General features: G+C 58.5%; 16 protein-coding genes and 1 pseudogene. 6 read left to right on the forward strand and 11 right to left on the reverse strand.

What is annotated here, in order from left to right; all coding sequences use genetic code 11:
* The first annotated feature begins 87 nt into the window (after window positions 1-87).
* The 5 genes from dsbD to CRO48_RS27660 all read left to right on the forward strand — a co-directional run bounded on the left by dsbD (window position 88) and on the right by CRO48_RS27660 (window position 4,911).
* Complete coding sequence (gene dsbD / locus CRO48_RS27640; protein WP_097142928.1) at window positions 88-1,932, forward strand: protein-disulfide reductase DsbD; 1,845 nt, start codon at window positions 88-90, stop codon at window positions 1,930-1,932.
* Window positions 1,929-2,744: a TlpA disulfide reductase family protein gene (locus CRO48_RS27645; protein WP_077549658.1), complete on the forward strand. Its 816-nt coding sequence runs from the start codon at window positions 1,929-1,931 to the stop codon at window positions 2,742-2,744. The genes dsbD and CRO48_RS27645 overlap by 4 nt, the downstream gene beginning before the upstream one ends.
* Window positions 2,741-3,436 carry a L,D-transpeptidase gene (locus tag CRO48_RS27650; RefSeq protein ID WP_097142929.1) on the forward strand — a complete coding sequence of 232 codons (696 nt, stop codon included), beginning with the start codon at window positions 2,741-2,743 and terminating at the stop codon, window positions 3,434-3,436. The genes CRO48_RS27645 and CRO48_RS27650 overlap by 4 nt, the downstream gene beginning before the upstream one ends.
* Window positions 3,437-4,048, forward strand: a complete 612-nt coding sequence (locus tag CRO48_RS27655) for a DsbA family protein (protein WP_077549659.1) — start codon at window positions 3,437-3,439, stop codon at window positions 4,046-4,048.
* Window positions 4,049-4,152: 104 nt separating this feature from the next.
* On the forward strand, window positions 4,153-4,911 hold the full coding sequence (locus CRO48_RS27660; protein ID WP_077549660.1) for a L,D-transpeptidase: 759 nt from the start codon (window positions 4,153-4,155) through the stop codon (window positions 4,909-4,911).
* A 377-nt stretch (window positions 4,912-5,288) separates the two neighbouring features.
* On the opposite strand, the gene CRO48_RS33570 is transcribed toward CRO48_RS27660, so the two are convergent.
* The 3 genes from CRO48_RS33570 to CRO48_RS27675 form a co-directional block, all read right to left on the reverse strand.
* Window positions 5,289-5,993, reverse strand: coding sequence for a transposase (locus CRO48_RS33570; RefSeq protein WP_210202033.1), 705 nt, complete (start codon window positions 5,991-5,993; stop codon window positions 5,289-5,291).
* A complete protein-coding gene (locus CRO48_RS27670; RefSeq protein WP_097142930.1) occupies window positions 5,990-7,186 on the reverse strand; it encodes a GGDEF domain-containing protein in 1,197 nt (398 codons plus the stop codon). The genes CRO48_RS33570 and CRO48_RS27670 overlap by 4 nt, the downstream gene beginning before the upstream one ends.
* Window positions 7,187-7,536: 350 nt before the next feature.
* On the reverse strand, window positions 7,537-8,364 hold the full coding sequence (locus tag CRO48_RS27675; protein ID WP_141402139.1) for a hypothetical protein: 828 nt from the start codon (window positions 8,362-8,364) through the stop codon (window positions 7,537-7,539).
* Window positions 8,365-8,668: 304 nt separating this feature from the next.
* Between CRO48_RS27675 and CRO48_RS27680 the strand changes: the two genes are divergently transcribed.
* Entirely contained in the window at window positions 8,669-9,904 is a 1,236-nt protein-coding gene (locus CRO48_RS27680; RefSeq protein ID WP_097142932.1) for an HWE histidine kinase domain-containing protein, read from the forward strand.
* Window positions 9,905-9,914: 10 nt separating this feature from the next.
* Here CRO48_RS27680 and CRO48_RS27685 read toward each other — a convergent pair whose 3' ends face one another.
* From CRO48_RS27685 to CRO48_RS27720, 8 genes and pseudogenes are all read right to left on the reverse strand, one after another.
* Entirely contained in the window at window positions 9,915-10,214 is a 300-nt protein-coding gene (locus tag CRO48_RS27685) for a hypothetical protein (protein ID WP_097142933.1), read from the reverse strand.
* Window positions 10,214-11,853 (reverse strand): annotated as a pseudogene (tnpC, locus tag CRO48_RS27690) (IS66 family transposase). Before tnpC ends, CRO48_RS27685 begins: the two are co-directional and overlap by 1 nt.
* A 60-nt stretch (window positions 11,854-11,913) precedes the next feature.
* Window positions 11,914-12,264 (reverse strand): IS66 family insertion sequence element accessory protein TnpB, encoded by a 351-nt coding sequence (gene tnpB, locus CRO48_RS27695; RefSeq protein ID WP_060583062.1) that lies wholly within the window; start codon window positions 12,262-12,264, stop codon window positions 11,914-11,916.
* The gene (gene tnpA / locus CRO48_RS27700) at window positions 12,261-12,668 is read right to left on the reverse strand and encodes an IS66-like element accessory protein TnpA (protein ID WP_097142934.1); all 408 of its coding nucleotides are present in this window, start codon (window positions 12,666-12,668) and stop codon (window positions 12,261-12,263) included. The genes tnpB and tnpA overlap by 4 nt, the downstream gene beginning before the upstream one ends.
* 485 nt (window positions 12,669-13,153) lie before the next feature.
* Complete coding sequence (locus CRO48_RS27705) at window positions 13,154-14,332, reverse strand: hybrid sensor histidine kinase/response regulator (RefSeq protein WP_097142935.1); 1,179 nt, start codon at window positions 14,330-14,332, stop codon at window positions 13,154-13,156.
* A complete protein-coding gene (locus tag CRO48_RS27710; RefSeq protein ID WP_097142936.1) occupies window positions 14,329-14,901 on the reverse strand; it encodes a chemotaxis protein CheB in 573 nt (190 codons plus the stop codon). Before CRO48_RS27710 ends, CRO48_RS27705 begins: the two co-directional genes overlap by 4 nt.
* Window positions 14,898-15,731, reverse strand: coding sequence for a CheR family methyltransferase (locus CRO48_RS27715; RefSeq protein WP_097142943.1), 834 nt, complete (start codon window positions 15,729-15,731; stop codon window positions 14,898-14,900). The genes CRO48_RS27710 and CRO48_RS27715 overlap by 4 nt, the downstream gene beginning before the upstream one ends.
* Window positions 15,728-19,174 (reverse strand): response regulator, encoded by a 3,447-nt coding sequence (locus tag CRO48_RS27720; RefSeq protein WP_097142937.1) that lies wholly within the window; start codon window positions 19,172-19,174, stop codon window positions 15,728-15,730. Before CRO48_RS27720 ends, CRO48_RS27715 begins: the two co-directional genes overlap by 4 nt.
* Window positions 19,175-19,193: the final 19 nt, after the last annotated feature.

Here is a 19,193-nt window from a genome sequence, read left to right on the forward strand (position 1 = left end):
TCGCGTCCTCCCTGCGCCGGCTACCTTAAGGCTGCCTTAAGGTTGGGAGGAGAGACCGCCGCTCCAACCCAAGCAACGGAGCGGACCTTGCGTTTCTTCCTGTCGGTTTCATCTTTCATCGTGGCCTTAGCCGTCTCGGCGGTGGCGTCAGCTATCGAACCGCCGCTTCCAATGGATCAGGCCTTTCGCATGGAGGCAGGACGCGACGGTCCTGACATCGCATTAAGATGGCAGCTTGAAGACGGCTACTATCTCTACCGAGAATACCTCAGTGTGAAAGACGCCGACGGCAGACCTCTCGAAATGACAACCCCGCCGGGCGTCATCAAGGAGGATCCCGGATACGGAAGCACCGAGGTTTATTATGGGACGGCTACGGCAACGATCGCCGGACCGGTCACTGGTTTCGTCAAGGTCACCTACCAGGGCTGCCAGGATGGCGGTCTCTGCTATCCTCCGACCACGGTCGATCTCGACCCTGCTGCGTTGACGCCTGTAGCCAGCAAAAAACCGGCTGGTCTTCAGACTGCGCTTCAGTCACAGGCAGCCTTTCCTCTGGTGTCCAAAGCCGCGCCGGAACCCGCCGACACGGCTGCAATCCGTATCTCTGACCAGTCCTCCAACGGACTCGTGGGATCTCTGCTCGATCGCGGTGGAGTGCTGTTGCTGGTCGCCGGCTTCATGGGGCTCGGCGTCCTGCTGGCCTTCACGCCATGCGTGTTTCCCATGTACCCTATCCTCGCCGCGACCCTTTCGAGGGAGGGCGAGAGCCTGTCGGCTGGACGTGGATTTGTATTGTCGTCAACCTACGTCCTTTCTTTGGCGGCTGCCTTCAGTCTCTTCGGCGTGGTCGCTGCATGGTGGGGTCAGAGCTTCCAGATCGCGCTCCAGTCTTCCGCTGCCACACTCGTCGTTGCAGCCATCTTCGTGGCTCTGGCACTTTCAAGCTTCGGGATATTCGAACTCCAGCTTCCCTCCTTTCTCAGGAACCGGCTCGCCCCACGCCGCGATTCGGGAGGTTCACTGGCGTCTTCGGCAGCGCTCGGATTCTCATCCGCTCTGGTGATCGGACCTTGCGTTACGGCTCCGCTCGCCGGCGCGCTTCTCTACATTGCGCAGACCGGAGACGTCGTCCTCGGCGCGACGGCCTTGTTCGCGCTCGGCATCGGCAAGGGCATCCCCTTGATCCTGATGGGGACCTTCGGGTCGGGCCTGCTTCCGCGTGCAGGACAATGGATGGAACGGGTCCGGCAGGTCTTCGGCTTCCTGTTCCTCGCCACCGCGGTCTGGCTCGTGGACCGTCTGCTGCCTGCCGGAACTGGTCTTCTGTTGTGGTCTATCCTGGCGATCACCTTCGGGGTTTTCATCGGAGCCTTCGATCAGATGAGACCTGAGGCCGGCAGCGCTGCACGATTTGCCAAATCTGCTGGCATGTTGGCCGCTCTCTACGGCGTCATGCTAGCGATTGGCGGCCTTTCGGGCGCAACCGATCCTCTGAAGCCTCTCGCGCCCATCACTGTCGCGCGCTCCGGAGACGCAACACCAACGAAAGCGATTGACAAGGATTCCTTCCAGTTCGCTGCCTCCTCCTCCGAACTGTCCTCGCTGCTGGCAGCCGACGCGGGAGACACCCCCTCGCTTGTCTACTTCACGGCCGACTGGTGCGTCACCTGCCGGGTGATCGAGCGATCCGTTTTTCCGGACCCGACGGTGGTGAACGCGCTGGACGGCATCCGCCTGATCTCGGTGGATCTCAGTGAGATCACCGAGGCCAACCAGTCGCTGATGAAGGACCTTCAGGTCGTCGGGCCCCCGACAATGCTGTTCCTCGACGGCAACAACGATGAGATTGCCGACAGCAGGCTGGTGGGAGAGATCAGTGCAGACACCGTTACGACGTCTGCATCAGCAGCCAAGAGCGCCCTTCGATGAACGCCGTCTCCTTCGGTCCCTTCGCGTTCGACGCCGAGCGCTTCGCTGCCATCGTGGGCATGGTCGTGTTTCTCGCTGCAGCGTCCGTTCTTGCCCACCGGGTCGACGACAGGCTCGGACGCTGGTCGTCTTGGACGGCTCTGGTCGGACTGGCGGCGGCGCGCCTGGGGCATGTTCTGCAGCATGCCGGGAGCTTCGCTTCGGAGCCTTGGCGGATCCTTGCGGTGTGGCAAGGCGGGTTCTCCTGGAGCGGAGGGGCCGCAGGCGTCGCCGTGGTGCTGGTCCTGCTGTTCCTGAAGAGCCGAAAGCTTGTCGGATGGGCCGTGGCTAGCCTTGCCGCTGGCATGGTTGCGACAGCGGCGACGCTGGCGTTGACCTATTCTGACCCGCAGCTAGCGCCCGTCACCTCCAGCTTCCGGACACTTGATGGTGCCGAAAGAGGGATCGGTGCCAACGGTCGTCCTACGGTTCTGAACCTGTGGGCGACGTGGTGCCCGCCTTGCCGCCGCGAACTGCCGATGATGGCGGAACTCGCTGCCAACATGGCCGATGTCGACTTCGTCTTTGCAAACCAGGGCGAGCAGGCGGCCAAGATCGCTGACTACCTCCGGAGTGCGAACCTCGATCTGCCGCAGGCGGTGCTCGATCCGCAGCTTCTGCTCAGCCGCCACTATTCGGCGGTCGGTCTGCCCGCAACACTCTTCTTAGCAGCCGACGGCACGCTGGCCGGCTCTCACCTCGGCGAGATTTCCCGCGAGGTTCTCGCGCAGAAGATCCAGGAACTCAAATCTGAAGAAGGAATATCCGAATGATCCCTGCCCGAGCGGCCGATCTGTGGCGACCGTTGACCGCCTCGCTTTTCGTCATGGGGTTGTCGGCCTGCGCGCAGACCGCCGCGGAGCCCGCAAAGGTCGAAGCCCCGAAAGCGGACCCGTCGTTGGCCAGTATGTATGCGCCGATCAAGGATGGAGACGAAACCATCCCCGGCGTCGACGTCTCCAAGATGGATCCGAAGAATGTCCGCCAGGTTGTGGACTACAAGACCGGCTATCCGGCAGGCACTATCGTGGTCGATCCCCACTCCCGTTTTCTTTACCTCGTCATGGAGGGTGGCAAGGCGATGCGCTACGGCGTCGGCGTCGCCAAGGCCGGCATGGAATTCGAGGGCGAGGCCGATATCGCCCGTAAGGCGCAGTGGCCGGGCTGGGTGCCCACCCAGAACATGATCAAGCGCAATCCGGAGCGCTACGGCCCTTTAGCATCGGGCCTGGAGGGTGGCATCAAGAACCCTCTGGGAGCACGTGCCCTGTACCTCTACCAGGGCGGCAAGGACACGCTCTATCGAATCCACGGGACCAATGAACCCTGGAGCATCGGCAAGTCGGTCTCGTCCGGCTGCATCCGGCTGCTGAACCACGACATCATCGACCTGCATCGCCGCGTGCCGAAGGGCTCCAAGGTCGTCGTGCTCGGACCTGAAGAATCGCGAAAAGGAGAAGTATGAATGATTACCCGCAGAAACCTGCTCGCCGTCACCGCGGGCACTGCCGCAGTGGCTGCCGTCCTCCCGCGCCTGGCGTTCGGCCAGGAGATCACCGAAAAGACCGTCTTCCATGATCCGGACGCACCAGTTCTCGGCAATCCCAAAGGGGACGTCACGGTCGTCGAATTCTTCGATTACCAGTGCCCCTACTGCAAGAAGATCCATCCCATGCTCGAGAAGGTCGTTCGCGAGGACGGCAATGTCCGGCTGGTGCTGAAGGACTGGCCCGTCTTCGGCGGTGCCTCGATCTTTGCTGCCCAGGCAGTTCTCGGAGCCGCCCAGATCGGCAAGTACGAGCCTGCAATGGAGGCGCTGATGAAGACGACGGGCAAACTGACTGAAGAAGCCGTGGAGAAGGCGCTCACGAGCACCGGCCTCACGATGAAGGAAATTGCTGCCGCCGTGAACAAGCACAGCACCAAGATCTCGGGGCTGCTCGACCGCAACTACAGCCAGGCGCTCGCCTTCAACTTCGCAGGTACGCCTTCCTTCGTCATCGGCCGGACCACGTTCGCAGGTGTGCTGGATGAGAAGGGGCTGAAGAAGGCGATCGCAGAGGCCCGCGCGGCCTGAGCGGGTGGCTCCACGGCGCACTGGCCTCCGCCATTCGTCACTTAAGGTTGCCCTAAGGCGGGCAGGCTTGGAAGCAGCCCGCGAGATTAACAGAGAGTACCGACATGGCCTATGACAGTCAGACTGAAGAGAGAACGAGCAGCTCAAATGGACGGTGGGTGGGTGCAGGCTTGCCAAGGCGCTCCTTCATCCTTGGTGTAGGGGCGATCGCCGTCTCTGGCTGTGTATCGACCCAACCGCCGCCCGTCGTGACGATCGCCGAACCTCCGCCAGCGCCTGCGCCGGTGGTGCCGCCGATGTACTATGCAATGCCCAATGAGAGGTTTCCGATCCCGGAGGTCGACATCAGCCAGCTACCGCCGCAGTTCTGGCGAACCGAGGTGGACTATCCGACGAACGAGAAGCCAGGCACCCTCGTCGTCGATACGCCAGCCAAATATCTCTACCACGTTAAGGCAGGTGGCCGCGCGACCCGCTATGGAATCGGAGTAGGACGGGAGGGGTTCGCCTGGGCTGGGGAGGCCATAATGGCTTACAGGCGGGAATGGCCGCGCTGGACACCGCCTGATTCAATGGTTGCGCGGCAGCCAGGGCTGGAGCCCTACAGCATTGCAAATGGAGGCATGGATCCCGGACTCAAAAATCCACTCGGTGCTCGCGCCCTCTATATCCATGAAAACGGGAAGGACACGCTGTATCGGATACACGGCACGCCTGAGGCGTTCAGCATCGGGAAGGCCGTTTCCTCAGGTTGCATTCGGCTCATCAATCAGGATGTGATCCATCTTCACGACGAGGCAAGAGATGGCAGCCGCATCGTCGTCATTCCCGACCCGGCGATGAGCCATCTGCTTGTGGGATGAACTTCAGGTTGACCCGCGTGTCACATCACCAGCGGGTCAACCTGTGATCCTGGGGCAGGAATCGCCGCGTTCGGCTCGCTTTAGAAATTGCCGCAACGCAGCCGTATGCGCTGGACTGCAATGTCCGCTTCTCTAATCGGGCATTTGGGTCAAGCTCTTTCTGATGGTCGTTGGCCTAATCGTTCACGCGGGTCACGCTTCTCTTCGCAGTCTGTTGGCCCCTCGCGTTTGGAGCCGCTGCACGCATGCATGGGATCAGGGTCTGGAGAGCCTCGCTGTTGGGCGCGCTCGAAGCGCAGCAGTCATTATCGGCTTCATCCATCCCGTCGTCCGCATGGGACGATCCGGCCAGGATCGGTTTGTTGGGCTCGCTTAGATCATGCAGCAGCCTCCGATCCGAACCGGAACTCTGTGCCATCGCGCCACATACGATGCAGTACGACGGCAATCTTGCGGGCGACAGCAACGATGGCTCGCCGCCGCCCCTTGGTCTTCATCAACCGCACACCCCAAGCTTTCAAGCTGCTCCACGCAATCGATCGCATAAGCATCGCGTTGGCGGCAGCGTAGAGCGTCGCACGTACGTCCGCGTCCCCGGCATGAGAGATTCGGCCGGGATTGTCCTTTTCCCCAGATTGAAAGCGCCGCGGCGTTAGCCCGAAGTGTGCACCCACGGTACGCGAACTCTTGAAGCGAGTGGGATCGTCAACAGCAGCCTTGAAGCTCAGTGCTGTGATCTCACCGACACCTGGTATGCCCATGAAACGGGTGCAAATAGCATCTTCGCGGGCTGCCCTGCGTACGCGCCGGTCGAGTTCGAGAAAAGTCTCAAACAGCACCGAAACCTGGCTCACAATCGCAGTCTCGACCAGTAGATGTGCAACCGCACTCGCGACATCAAATTGAGCAGGCTCATGTGAATTCAGGACTTGAAGCGCGTCCTCTGGGTGTCCTCCCGCCGCACGAAAAAGCTCAAATGCCGCAGCAAGGAAAGAGGCGTGCCGAGCATAGGGGACGCCTGAACCTACAGCCACTCCAGTTTGGGAAACCCGTTGTATAATTCTGTTCTGTAACTCGCTCATGCAACGTTCTTTGCTAACTCGCGCCTCTCTTCGCGGCCAACTCCCTGATCGGGGAGGTCTATCTCATGTCGGTTTCGGCCAAGCCGCTTGGCGCGGTAGAGGGCAACATCGGCTCGTTTCAAGACGGTCGAAAACTGTTCGCGATGTCGGAAAACAGTAATGCCGATGCTGACCGTGAAGTGGGTTTCAGGTGCGAATGCAAACTTATGGTGTTCGAGCCGCGCGGCCACTTCATGCGCAATCTCGCGAGCCTGGGCAAGCTCGATTTCCGGCAAGAGCACCGCGAATTCTTCACCGCCGAAGCGACCGCAGAGGGATCGAGATGGAACCACTTCAAGCAAGAGGTTGCCGAAGGTCGATATGACCATGTCTCCAGCCGCATGACCGAAGGTGTCGTTCACGGTTTTGAAGCGGTCAAGATCCGCCAGCAAGAAACAGCCCTGTCGCCAAGAGCCATCGATGGCTTCACCATGAGTTGCGGCCTCTATGAAGGCATCGCGTCCGAGCAGTCCTGAAAGACTGTCGCGAAATGCACGATCAAGACGAGTTCCGTAAACTTCGCTGACGACGAGAGCGAGCAGACCAACGCCGAGCGACAGAGACAATATGGCGCCTGCCGTTTGTGAGTAGAGGGCATATTGACTGTAGATGTAGGTTTGGGTGCTGGTTCCGGTTGTCAGCTGATAGGCCAGCCAACTCTTGATCAGGAACTGGATTCCCGACAGGGCAAATATTGCAGAAACAGCCAAGTCCAGCGACCGCCGACGGCGTCCGGCTATGATCGCTATCGCTGAGGCAAAGCTCAACACTGCAAAGCTGAGCTGGTAGCCGATTGCATGCAAAGCTCCGTCGCGGGGAGCTTCGAGCAGTACAAATTGATGGAACAGTATCGATGTGAAACTGAAGACAAGAGTAGGCATACGCGCTCGCGCGACATGATAATGTTGCCAGACCCCAATAAAGATGCACGAAAGCGCGGTGAGCAAAAACCCATAAGAAAGGCTGGATACAAGCTTAGCGGGAAGGGTTTCCGCAAAGGATTCAGCCAAAGGGGTCAAGGCCGCTGCCACGAAACCCGCAGCGCACCAATAGCCCAGCTTGAAACCGTTTTGCCGGGAGAATCCGACAAAGGAAGCGGCAAACAGCACGCCTATCGATACATTGATGAGCAGCAGAAAACCGGCATCTGGCACGACATGACCCCAGCGTCAAAGACGATAAAACGGCAAGATCGATTCTTACCCTGCCGAGTATTGCAATTGAGTAAACTCAGTAATTGCCAGCGAAGATCTAGCAAGTGTCAAATCTAACTGTTCAAGTGTGAACATCTGATCTTTCATGCGTGTATAGAATTTTTTCTGTCGCGCACTGAAACACTCATCTGGATGTCTTGATGAGGCCATAGGTTTAAGTTGCAGCTTAACGAAGCGATCAACCGGGAGCCCACAGCAGACGCGGCCTTCACATGCCACCAGCAGCGAGCTCCCAGACCCGCGGTCGGTACTTGCGTCCGAAGGCTTCAGGAGGCTAACAACACCCACGTTTATTTCACCCGCAGGACAGGCACCAAATGAGATGGTAGTTCATATGCGGGTCGGGCTTCGATCGTTTTCGATTTCGGCCTGACAAAGGGTGCTCCCATGAGATGAAGCCACAGACGCTCCAGCATGTAGCCATGCGCAGGTATGGGCTCGCATGCGAAATTCCGCAGATGTATCAGCGCTTCCCGCGGAATACTGTAAGCGCATGTGTTGCGTGCGGCGAAGATAGCCCCGTACGAAAAGACCCCCACGGCATGTGCTTCTGCAGCCTGTGCCAAGGCTTCCAGCTTGCACCGCCGAAATACATGCGCCGCTATGTTGAACTGCTCCGGAGCACCACCGTTGATCATGGTATAGACCAAGCCCATCCCTCGGGCGCCCTTGTCGAAAAACTCCAGCGGCCCCCAGTTGGTAAGCGAGTAGAGCTCGGGCCTCACGAGGAGTCGACCATCCAACGATGCTCTGGCGACGGACAGCAAATCTCGCGGCGGGACGTCCCGTTCTTCCTTCCAGCACCAGGAGAGCGCCTGGACATCATCCCAATCACGCCACGCCGCCAGCAGCTTTAGAAAATCGGGGCTGTGCAGGAACGGGTCAGCTTGGCTGTAGACTGTATAATCTTCGGTGTTTTCCCAAGATGTCATCATGTGATGGATGTACGTCTCGGACTCACGACCGATATTCGGTCGATTAACAACCTCAGCTCGCTCCAAGATTTCTTCTGATGTGATCTCGTCCCCCTTATTGTAGACAATCACCTTGAAATCAACGGGTATGTCCAAGATCCAGCTTATATCTTCTTTGTAACGCGCAAGGACGACTTTGTTCACAGCTTTCAGCCTCAATTTATTTTCGCTTATGCGAATATCGGAGTTAGCTTGTTCCGAGCTGGATTCGTTCTATGCTTCCTCGGTATAAATCGTCCGTCAGAAAGATCTAACTGTTCGTGTTTTTACGTGGGATCGCGTCTGTCGGGCAAGTGCTACACTGATGCAAGCGGGTGCAGCTCCTCGATATCCTCGCCTTATGTTATAGGCTATGAGAACTGTTGCGCGGTTAGGCTGCGTGTGCGAACTTGTCATACGGTAGATGAAGCTGCCTATCTCACGCTTTGGCCCATGACGGGAGGAGATAATGCACGCATCCAGCTCCGGTTTATCAGCACAGCAATCTGCTGCGTCTGACTACGACGCCGTTCCTGTAGGATTGTGCGTTCTCAGTCGCGACTTGCGATTTCTGCGCGTAAACGAAACCATGGCTATGTTCAACGGTTATGCGCCGGAAGAGCACATAGGGCGAACAGTCTCCGAGATCGTTCCAGATATGGAGGACGTCGCGCGCGGCCTGATGAAGAAAATTACAGACACTGGCGAAACAATTGGCCCGTTCGAGGTCGCTGGCAAAACTCCCGCAGAGCCGGGAGAGCAGCGTTTCTGGATGGAATTCTGGTCCCCAGTCACGGACGTGCAGGGGCATATTGTCGGCGCAAGTGTGGCTGCCGTTGAGATTACGGAGCGCAAACGGCTTGCGCGCGAAAAGGATCAGGCGCTCAGGGTGACGGAGCGAAGATTGCAGCAGCAGACTGCAATTGCTGAAATCGGACAACTGGCTCTTCAAGACACCGCGCTCCAGATCGTTCTCAACAGAATAGTTGAGGCAGCGGCGATAGCGCTTGATGTCCCACTGACCAAGGTGCTGGCGTTTGAAGATACTGCAGATCAACTCAAGCTGGTCGCGGGAGTTGGATGGGCAGAAGGACTTGTTGGCGTAGCGAGTGTCGGTATCGAGCGTGAATCCCAAGCTGGCTACCCGCTGCTTTCGGGGGAGCTGATTATCGTTGACGAGCTGGCGCTCGAAGAACGGTTTTCCGGGCCGCCTCTGCTAAAGGAGCATGGGGTGGTCAGCGGTATGAGCGTCACCATAGCCGGACCAGAAGGGCGGCCCTACGGCGTGATCGGGATCCACGCCACAGACCGAAGAGCCTTTGACAGAGGCGACCGAGACTTCCTGCTCTCGCTTGCCGCCATCATCTCCAATGCCGTGCGCAAAGAAGCGGCCAAAACTCAAAGCACTCTGCTAATTCGGGAAATGTCGCACCGCGCAGGTAACATGCTGCAACTAGTAAGTTCGATAGCCGCCCAAACTTTTCGCCAAGCAAAGGACCCTGATGAGGCCCGGGAGGCTTTTAATCAGCGCCTGGCATCTCTTGCTCGCGCCAATCATGCAATCGCGCAGCAGGGCTGGAGCGACACTCGCTTCCAGAAAGTTGCTGAAGATACGCTCTCGCCGGTAGCGGCCAGAATCCGGATGGAAGGACGTGATATACAGCTTCCTGCTGAGCTTTGTTTTGACCGTATCCATCCGGCGTAGACCGCAGGGGTTATGATTTCGGCTCGTCCGTCATGATGCGTTCGATCTTTTCCTGATCGCATTGCTCGTCGACAAGGAACTGCCTTACACCCCCGTCCCAGGTGCGGATATCGGCGAGGAACTCCTTCATGCTCTCGACGCCCCGGTTGGTGAATGTAGTGATGCCCTCTTCGGTGCCGTCATGGGCATGGATGATCTCGCCGTAATCGATGTTGTCCGAGTTGCTGGCGATTTGCTGGAGAAGTTCAATGTTCTCACCGATCAGCGTGGCGACATAGTCGATCGTGTAGACATGCGTCGGGCGCGCCATCAGGCCGCCACCTGCCGGGCGCTTCCGGCGGACCAATTCCACGGCAATAGTTCCGGCAGCCTTGATACTGGAAGGCTGGGCATGCGGGCGAGCACGTCCGCCAGCCAGGCCTGCGGATCGATATCGTTCATCTTTGCCGAGACGATCAGGGAATACATGAAGGCAGCACGTTCGCCTCCGCGCTGGGAACCGGCGAATAGCCACGCCTTTCTTCCCAGAGCAATACCGCGCAGGGCGCGTTCGGCGGCATTGTTCGAAAGGCAAAGCCTGCCGTCGTCGAGGAACCGGGTGAAGGCTTCCCAACGTCCGTCCTTCTCGAACATGTAGTTGATCGCCTTGGCGACGGGATTGTGCTTCGACATCTGGGCACGCTGGGCCGTGAGCCAATCGTGCAGCTCCTCGACGAGTGGACGAGCATGTTGCTGTCTCGCTGCGAGCCGCGCCTCGGCAGGCATGCCGTTTATGCCGCGTTCAAGGTCGAAGAGCGCATCAATGCGGGCAACGGCCTCAAGCGCGACAGGCGATATCTCATGGGCTGGCTTGCCCTTGCGCACGTTGCCGGCGATGTCTGCCAGTTTGAAGAACTTGCGCCGCGCATGGCTCCAACAAAGTGCACTCTTGACCGACCCCGGACTTCGATCGGCACGATAGAGATCGTTATAGCCTCCGTAGGCATCGGCTTGCAGGATGCCATGCCACCCGACGAGGTGCCGATTGGGATGGGTCTTCTCGCGATCGGGTGAGAAGTGGAAGAGTGCTGCAGGCGGTGCACCGCCCGCAAACGGACGATCATCGCGCACGTAGGTCCATAACCTTGCCTGCCGTGTTGCGCCCCTGGCCAGGAGCGGCACGGTGGTGTCGTCACCATGCAGCCGTTCGGCTGCCAGCACATGGGCGCGGATCAGCTCATGGATCGGCTGCAGGGCGATCGCGCAGGCTCCGACCTGATCGGCCAGCGTGGAGAGGCTGAGATCGACGCCTTCCCTGGCGTAGCGCTCGGCCTGGCGATTCAATGGCTGATGCTGGCCGAACTTCTCGAACAGGATCATCGCCAGCAAGTTGGGACCTGCCCATCCCCGCGGTGTCGCATGGAAGGGGGCCGGTGACTGGCTGATCTTCTCGCAGTCTCGGCAGGTGAACTTCTCTCGCTGCGCACCGTCTGGATCACCTTCCACTGACGCGGGATCGTCTCCAGCGTCTCTGTGATGTCTTCGCCCATCTTCACGATCCGGGCCGAGCCGCAGCAGGTGCAGGTCGCCGGAGCTTCGATGAATAGGCGCTCACGTGGCAGGTGCTCGGGAAACGGCTTACGGGCAGGCCGGCGGCGCTCGAAGGCGGAGACATTTGTGATCTTCGCTGCCACGCGGTCCGCGGCGATCTCATCCTCGGTGGCGTCGGCCTCGAGTTCTTCGAGCTGCAATTCCATCTGATCGATCAGCCGAGCGCGCCGTTCCGAACTTTGTCCGTACTGCTCGCGGCGCATTTTGGCGATCTCGAGCTTGAGGTGCCGGATCATCGCCTCTGAGGTTGTCACGACGGCTCGCACTTGCGCAAGGTCGGCCTCGGCGGAGGCAGCACGCGCTTCGGACGCCGCAAGCGCGGCGCGCAATCCGGCTATCTCCGAAGCAGTGTCATCCATGGCCAAAAGCTATCATGGAGCACGCCGAAAGCCCAACAAAAACAGGGAAAATAGAAGCGATCAACCTGCTTTGGAAGGCCGCTGCGTCCAACGCGGATTACGCCAATCGATCCCTTCCAGAAGGTAGCCCAACTGCGCCGCCGACACAGACACAGCGGAGCCGTTCTGGCTGACCGGCCAGATGAACTTACCGGCCTCGAGACGCTTTATGTAGAGCGACATGCCGACCCCGTCATGCCACAGGACCTTGATCAAATCACCCTTGCGGCCGCGGAAGCAGAAGACTTCGCCGCCATGAGGATCGCGCCCAAGGCCTTCCTGCACCTTCAGCGCCAGGCTGTTCATGCCACAGCGCATGTCCGTCACCCCGCCCGCGATCCATACCTTCACCCCGGCCGGAAACGCGATCATGGCGCATCCAGGACGGGCAACAGGCGGGCAAGAATGGTGGGATCAAGCGAAGCCGGGATCGTCAGCCGTCGGCCGTTCGGCAGGCCGATCTCAATCGTTTGGCCCTCATCAGATCGCTGAGTGGGGGCCGCCTCGCAAGAGGCTGCCGCTGGCGGCGAAATGGAAAGCGGCACGAAGCCCATTGAAGCGGAACCGTTCAGAAGGCCCCTACGGTATTCCCGACGCCAACGGGTCAACAATGACCGCGACAATCCATATCGCCGCGCCGTCACCGATCCCTGCCGAAAGCCTTGCAGACTTTCCTCAACGATCCGAACCTTCTCTTCGTCCGACCAATCCCGACGACGACCAAGATCGTCGGCGGACAAGACCTCAATGGGAGAAATTACTGTAGCGCATGACATAAGGCATGGACTTAAAGCCAATCAGCAAATCAGGGCAGACGGCCTTCGGCGGAGGGATACTTTTGACCTAGGTCTTGTACTGAATGAGCTCTGCACAAACAGCGTCAAGTACGGAAGTCTGGGTGGTGACGATGGTATTGTTTCCTTGGCCTGGAATATCTCCGGGCAACCAGAGAGCCGCACTTTTCATATACGCTGGGACGATCCTGTGACAAAAGTCGCGCGGGCCCCGTCCTCATCGTCAAATGGCTTTGGGACGAAACTGATCCAACAGCTCGTAGTCAGCAAATGGCACGGGACCATCGATGTCCAGGTTCACGAGCGCTACCTTATGAAGATCGATATCCCGCTGAGCTCGATTTCCGATGGGACGACGCATTGAACATGGAACGGCAAACGATGACTGCAAATGCGCGCTCTGCGATTGGCAAGCGCTGGCGGCTTAGGGCCGGGCTACTGTCGTTCAAGGGAGCGAATTTTCTCCTTTAGAGAGCGCGATCGTCCTCTGGTGCAGCGGGCGCCCACGCAGGCGCTTCAGTCACTTTAGGAAGATAGAGTTTAAAGGTACTGCCCTGACCCGGCCCGTCGCTCGACACAGAAACGCTACCCCCATGTAATTCGATGAGTTGCTTGACGAGTGCAAGGCCTATGCCCAAGCCCCCATGTGCGTGGTCTCTATGCTCTTCGACTTGCTCGAACAGCTTGAAGATCGCCTCTGAACTTTCCTTGGTTAAGCCCAGTCCATTATCCGTCACGGTGATTTGGTAACCGGCTGGATGCTGCTCTAGCGTGATCTGGATACGACCCTCGTGAGGGGTGTACTTCGCAGCATTGTTGACAAGGTTCGAAACGCATTGCGTCAATCGGACCTTATCCGCCAAGATCATACATGGCTGCTCGGGTGCGCTCAAAGTCAGTGCATGGCGCTTCTCCTCGACGGTTGGGCGCGTCATTTCCAGTGCGGTCGATATCGCTTCCTTTAACTCGAATTCCGATTTGCTGAGATTGATCTTGCCCTGCGTAATGCGCGAAACGTCCAGCAAATCGTCAACCAGCCGGATGATGTGGTCCATCTGCTCATGCATGAGGCCGTGGATTTGTTCGGTCTTGGCTTTATCCGGCTGTCTCGAAAGAAGCTTTAGCCCGCCGTTCAGCGCTGCCAAGGGGTTGCGCAACTCGTGGACGAGGATCCCGATGAACTCATTCTTGCGCTGATCCGCTAGTTGCAGAGCGCGCGTCTGGTCTTCCAGCAAATCGCGTTGTTCGGCGAGCTTCTTGCGTTGACGGTAAAGCTCGGCAAACACTTCCGCCTTGCTCCGAAGCGCATCCGGCTCGATCGGCTTTTGGATGAAATCGACAGCGCCCGCTTCATACCCCTGAAAGCGCCGTTCGGCGGTATGGGTTCCGGCGGTGACGAAGATGATGGGAACCCGTCGGGTGCGCTCGTTTCCGCGCATCAGTTCTGCCAGTTCGAAACCGTTGAGGCCCGGCATCTGGACGTCGATCAAAGCCAGCGCCACGTCATGATGAAGAAGCAATTCCAGCGCCTCGTTACCGGAGCGGGCTTTGAGGAGCACGCGGTCGTCGCGCTGCAGCAGGGCCTCCAGGGAGAGGAGGTTTTCCGGCAGATCGTCGACGAGAAGGAATTTAACAGCGGGGTTCATTGGGATTTATTCTGCAAAAAGCTTGAAATGTCGGACAACGTCATGATTTGTGCTTGCGGGCAGGCGCGAATGGCGGCTTGGGGCATGGCCTGCGCATAGGCGCCGCTCGGCTCCTGAACGATTGCCTTGCCACCGGCGCGCACAACAGCGGCGAGCCCATGCGCCCCGTCATTGTTGGCACCTGTGAGAACGATGGCAGTCAGCTTGTCACCCCATGCATCTGCCGCACTTTCAAAAGCCACGTCTATAGACGGGCGCGAAAACAGCACCTCTTCTTCATTCGACAGGGAAATCTGACCGCGCCCCTCGAGCAACAAATGGTAATCCGGTGGTGCGAAGTAAATAACGCCGGCCTCGACCGGCTCCTTGTCTTCCGCCTCGATGGACCGGAGCTGGCATTTTCTTCCGAAGATTTCGGCGAGCACACTGCGCTTTTTCGGCGGCAGATGCACGATAACGAAAATTGGAAACGGATATCTTGGCGGCAGCGATGCCAGGATCACCGTGAGAGCCTCAAGGGCGCCGGCCGATGCGCCAATGATCACAGCCCCCTTAGCCTGGTCGCTCATGAGCCGATCCTCTGATAGATCTTCTCTTCGCGAACGAACTCCCGGAAGTTTTCGGCATGGGCGGAGAACCGCAGCGTTTCTTTCGAGCCAAGGCCGAGGAACCCGTGGCGCGGCAATGCATCCCGAAACAAGCCAACCGCGCGGTCTTGCAGTTCCCTGTCGAAATAGATCATCACATTGCGGCAGGAGACGAGCTGCATCTCTCCGAAAACCTGGTCGGTCACCAGGCTATGATCCGAAAACACCACGTTTCGGCGTAGGCTCTTGTCGAAAATGCAGCGGCGGTAGCCGGTGGAGTAGTAGTCGGACAGAGAGCCCTTGCCGCCGGATTCGCGATGGTTCTCCGTAAACAGCTTGATCCGCTCGATGTCGTAGATCCCGGCCTCTGCATGGGCGAGGGCATTGGGGTTGATATCGGTGGCGTAGAAGATGGTGCGCTCTTCAAGACCCTCTTCACGAAACAGGATGACAAAGGAATAGAGCTCTTCACCCGAGCTGCATCCGGCGATCCACACTTTCAGCGAGGGATAGGTGCGCAGGTGCGGAATGACCTTTTCGCGCATGGCCGCGAAATAGGTGGGATCCCGAAACATCTCGCTCACCTGCACCGTCAGATAGCGCAGCATGTCGGCAAGCATGTCCGGATGGTGCAGCACCCGTTCCTGCATGGCCGAAATCGTCGCAAAGCCCAGCTGCTCCCGCGCCTGGCGGAGCCGTCGACGGAGCGACGACATCGCATAGCTGCGGAAATCGTAATGGTAGCGATGATAGAGGGCTTCCAGCAAAAGCCGGATCTCGATGTCCTCGACCTTTTCGAATGTCTCGGTCACTGCGGCATCCACACGCGCACGAGCGACAGCAGTTTTTCAACGTCGAGCGGCTTTGCCATATAGTCGTTGGCGCCCGCCTCGATGCAGCGCTTCTGGTCGTCCGGCATGGCCTTGGCCGTCAGCGTGATGATCGGCAGCTTCTGCCAGGCCGCATTCTTGCGGATATGCCGTGTTGCCGTCAGTCCGTCCATCACCGGCATCATGACGTCCATCAGAACGAGATCGATGCGTCCGTCCGGCTTGTCGAGCGACTGCTCCAGCTTGTCGATCGCCTCCTCGCCATTCCTGGCGATTTCAACCAGCACGCCGCGCGGTTCGAGGATGTTGGTCAGCGCATAGACATTGCGCACGTCGTCCTCGACGATCAGGATGCGGCGTCCCTCCAGCAGTTCGTCGCGATTGCGCGCCTTGCGGATCATCTGCTGCTGCTCGTCGGGCAGTTCGGATACCACCTGGTGGAGGAAGAGGGTGACCTCGTCCAGGAGCCGTTCCGGCGATTTGGCGCCCTTGATGATGATCGATTTCGAATAGCGGCGCAGCCTCTGCTCTTCCTCCGCGGAAAGAACGCGACCGGTGTAGACGATGACAGGCGGGAACGAGTGCATGCCTTCCTGGCTCAGTGTCTCCAGAAGCGCGAAGCCGGAAGCATCCGGTAGGGAGAGATCCAGCACCATGCAGTCGAAGGTCTGTTCTGCAAGGAGAGCGATGCACTCCGCAGCTGTGCCGGCACCGATTGTCTCAACGTCGTGCGAGGAGAGAAGCTTCGATAAGGCCTCGCGCTGCACTACGTTGTCCTCGACGATCAACACGCGCCGCTGTGTTTGTTCAGCCCTGGCACCCAGAGATTCCATTACTGAAATCAAATGATCGCGCTGGACGGGTTTAAGTTCGTACCCGACGGCGCCGAGTGAAAGCGCACGCTCTGAGTAATCCTCAGCAGAGATAATGTGGATAGGAATATGGCGTGTCCGAACGTCACGCTTAAGGCGATCGAGCACAGACAATCCAGACTGGTCAGGAAGGCCCACGTCGAGAAGAATGGCATTCGGCAGGAACTTATGGGCGAGCTCTAAAGCCTCGTGTGCGGTGCCGGCCACCAAGGCTTTGAAGCGAAGTTCTTGGGAAAGATCGCGCAGGATGAGCGCGAAAGATTTATCGTCCTCGACGATGAGCAGCTTACGCTCCGCATCGGTGACTGTGGCCCGGTCATCCTCGATGAAGGCAATCGCCTCTGCTTTACTCGCAAAGTTCTCGGAGGGGGGAGACAACACTGGCATCGCGGCTGTCTCAGTCTGACGAGCGACCTCTTGCCCTGCTGGCGGGGCGAGCTTGGTTTTGAATTCAGCGGGGATGACAACCGTAAACGTACTGCCGCTACCAACCCTGCTTTCCAGTGACAGGTAGCCGCCAAGCAGTCGGACGAGCTCGCGCGAGATCGACAGCCCTAGGCCCGTGCCGCCGAATCTGCGACTTATCGTGCTGTCTGCTTGGTGGAAGGCTTCGAATATCTGCTTTTGCTGCTCTTCGGGTATGCCGATGCCTGTGTCCTTTATGTCGAATGCAAGTTGCCTATCGGCGTGTCGGCGAACGTCCAGCGACACATTACCTTTCTCGGTGAACTTTAAAGCATTGGCCAAGAGGTTTTTGAGCACCTGTTCGAGACGCTGTCCGTCGGTCTGAACGATGGGGGGCACTGATGCCGCGACAGTGACATTCAGCTCCAGTCCCTTGCTGGTTGCCAGCGGTTCGAACATGTGGCGCAGACTATTGACCATGCGCTCAACAGATACAGCTTCAGGATGGATCTCTACGTGACCCGCTTCGATTTTCGAAAGATCAAGGATGTCATTGATCAGGTTCAGCAGATCGTTGCCGGAGGACTGGATCGTCTGGGCAAACTGCACCTGCTGTGCTGTCAGGTTGCCTTCCGGATTATCAGCAAGCAGCTTCGCCAGAATCAGCGATGAGTTAAGAGGCGTCCGCAGTTCGTGAGACATGTTTGCCAGGAAGTCTGATTTGTAGCGGCTTGCTTGTTCGACCTCTCTAGCCTTGGCTTCGATAGCATTCTTGGAGCGCTCGAGACTGTCGCGCTGTTGCGCCAGTTCCTCTGCCTGCTCTTCAAGCTGCGAATTTGTCTGCTCAAGTTCGGCCTGCTGCTGCTCAAGGCGCGCCTGCTGTTCGCGCAGCGCGCGCCCTTGTTCTTCCAGCTCCTCGTTCGAAACGCGCAGTTCCTCTCCTTGAACCTGCAGTTCTTCTGCTTGCCGCTGCGTCTCTTCAAGCAGCGCTTGGAGACGCGTTCGAAACTCCGCCGACCGGATCGCAACCGCAATGAGTTCGGAGACGTGCTCGAGAAGCTTCAGGACTTGGTCATTGATGGGCGAGAGAAAGCCGAGCTCAATCATGCACCGGATGTCGCCTTCGACGATCGCAGGCGCCAAGGCAAGATAACGGGGTTTCTCTCGTCCAAGGCCGGAGCCGAAGTTGATGTAGCCATCGGGCACTTCCCCGACCGCGATGGGATGGTGATCCCGCAGAACGTGGCTAAAAAGACTATCATTTTGACCGAAGCTTGTGGGCATAACAGCGTCTGATGGTACGCCATGTGCGGCTAGCCGATGGAACCTGCCAGCGTTCTCGACATACATAACGCCGGCTACCGCACCGAGATAGTTTGTCAGGAAACGAAGGATGTTGGCTCCAAGTTCACTAATAGGCTGATCGCCTGTCACAGAAGACGTAAGCCCGAGTTGTGCCTCGCGCAACCATTGCTCGCGCTTTTGCTTCAAGGCTGATTTGCGAACCAGCGCCGAAATCACGAGTGTCAGGAGAATACCAAGTACGCCGGCAGACAAAGCACTGGCCCACGCGATGAGGTACGAAGTCTCCATCGCGGCCAGGCGTTGGCTACGATCTTCCCCCGCTTCATCCCGCAGTTGGCCCACCATTTCGCGAATACCCTCCATGTCACTGCGGCCGCGGTCCGACGCCACGAGGGCCAACGCCTCCACTTCTCCTTGTCGCTGGAATAACTGAAGGGTCTGCGCCATAATTTCCAACTTCGAAGAAACGTAGGCCCGTAGTGCCTCAACGGTTCCGCGTTGACGCATCTCATCAGTGGCGGTCGAATTGATGCTCGCGATGCGGCTTTCGATCTGGGGGACGGCGCGGAGATAGGGCAAAAGATAGGGCTCATCGGAGGTTAGCAGGAACCCTCGCAGTCCGCTTTCGGCGTCTTGAATGTCGATTAGTAGCAGGTCAAGTGCGACGATGAACCCGTGTGTTTGCGTCACACTCGCGTTGCTTCTCCTTACATTGTCGATGGTGTAAATCGAAACTGCGGTGCTGATGAGTAGAAAGATGAACGCGCAAGAAAGACCGATGAAGACATTCCGCTCCAAGCCAAATGAGTGCGTAGCTGCCGTCGCGGACGCTTTTCGATGCATCAGATAACTCTTTTCGTTT

The sequence above is a fragment of the Rhizobium subbaraonis genome (genome assembly GCF_900220975.1).
Classification (GTDB): domain Bacteria; phylum Pseudomonadota; class Alphaproteobacteria; order Rhizobiales; family Rhizobiaceae; genus Mycoplana; species Mycoplana subbaraonis.

What these genes read in the sequence shown, in the direction of transcription:
- CRO48_RS27720 (WP_097142937.1), bottom strand. Translation starts at nt 19,174, where the DNA reads ATGCATCGAAAAGCGTCCGCGACGGCAGCTACGCACTCATTTGGCTTG.
- CRO48_RS27685 (WP_097142933.1), bottom strand. Translation starts at nt 10,214, where the DNA reads ATGGCGCGCCCGACGCATGTCTACACGATCGACTATGTCGCCACGCTG.
- CRO48_RS27705 (WP_097142935.1), bottom strand. Translation starts at nt 14,332, where the DNA reads ATGAACCCCGCTGTTAAATTCCTTCTCGTCGACGATCTGCCGGAAAAC.
- CRO48_RS27655 (WP_077549659.1), top strand. Translation starts at nt 3,437, where the DNA reads ATGATTACCCGCAGAAACCTGCTCGCCGTCACCGCGGGCACTGCCGCA.
- CRO48_RS27650 (WP_097142929.1), top strand. Translation starts at nt 2,741, where the DNA reads ATGATCCCTGCCCGAGCGGCCGATCTGTGGCGACCGTTGACCGCCTCG.
- CRO48_RS27680 (WP_097142932.1), top strand. Translation starts at nt 8,669, where the DNA reads ATGCACGCATCCAGCTCCGGTTTATCAGCACAGCAATCTGCTGCGTCT.
- tnpB (WP_060583062.1), bottom strand. Translation starts at nt 12,264, where the DNA reads ATGATCGCGTTTCCGGCCGGGGTGAAGGTATGGATCGCGGGCGGGGTG.
- tnpA (WP_097142934.1), bottom strand. Translation starts at nt 12,668, where the DNA reads ATGTCATGCGCTACAGTAATTTCTCCCATTGAGGTCTTGTCCGCCGAC.
- CRO48_RS27660 (WP_077549660.1), top strand. Translation starts at nt 4,153, where the DNA reads ATGGCCTATGACAGTCAGACTGAAGAGAGAACGAGCAGCTCAAATGGA.
- CRO48_RS33570 (WP_210202033.1), bottom strand. Translation starts at nt 5,993, where the DNA reads ATGAGCGAGTTACAGAACAGAATTATACAACGGGTTTCCCAAACTGGA.
- CRO48_RS27710 (WP_097142936.1), bottom strand. Translation starts at nt 14,901, where the DNA reads ATGAGCGACCAGGCTAAGGGGGCTGTGATCATTGGCGCATCGGCCGGC.
- CRO48_RS27645 (WP_077549658.1), top strand. Translation starts at nt 1,929, where the DNA reads ATGAACGCCGTCTCCTTCGGTCCCTTCGCGTTCGACGCCGAGCGCTTC.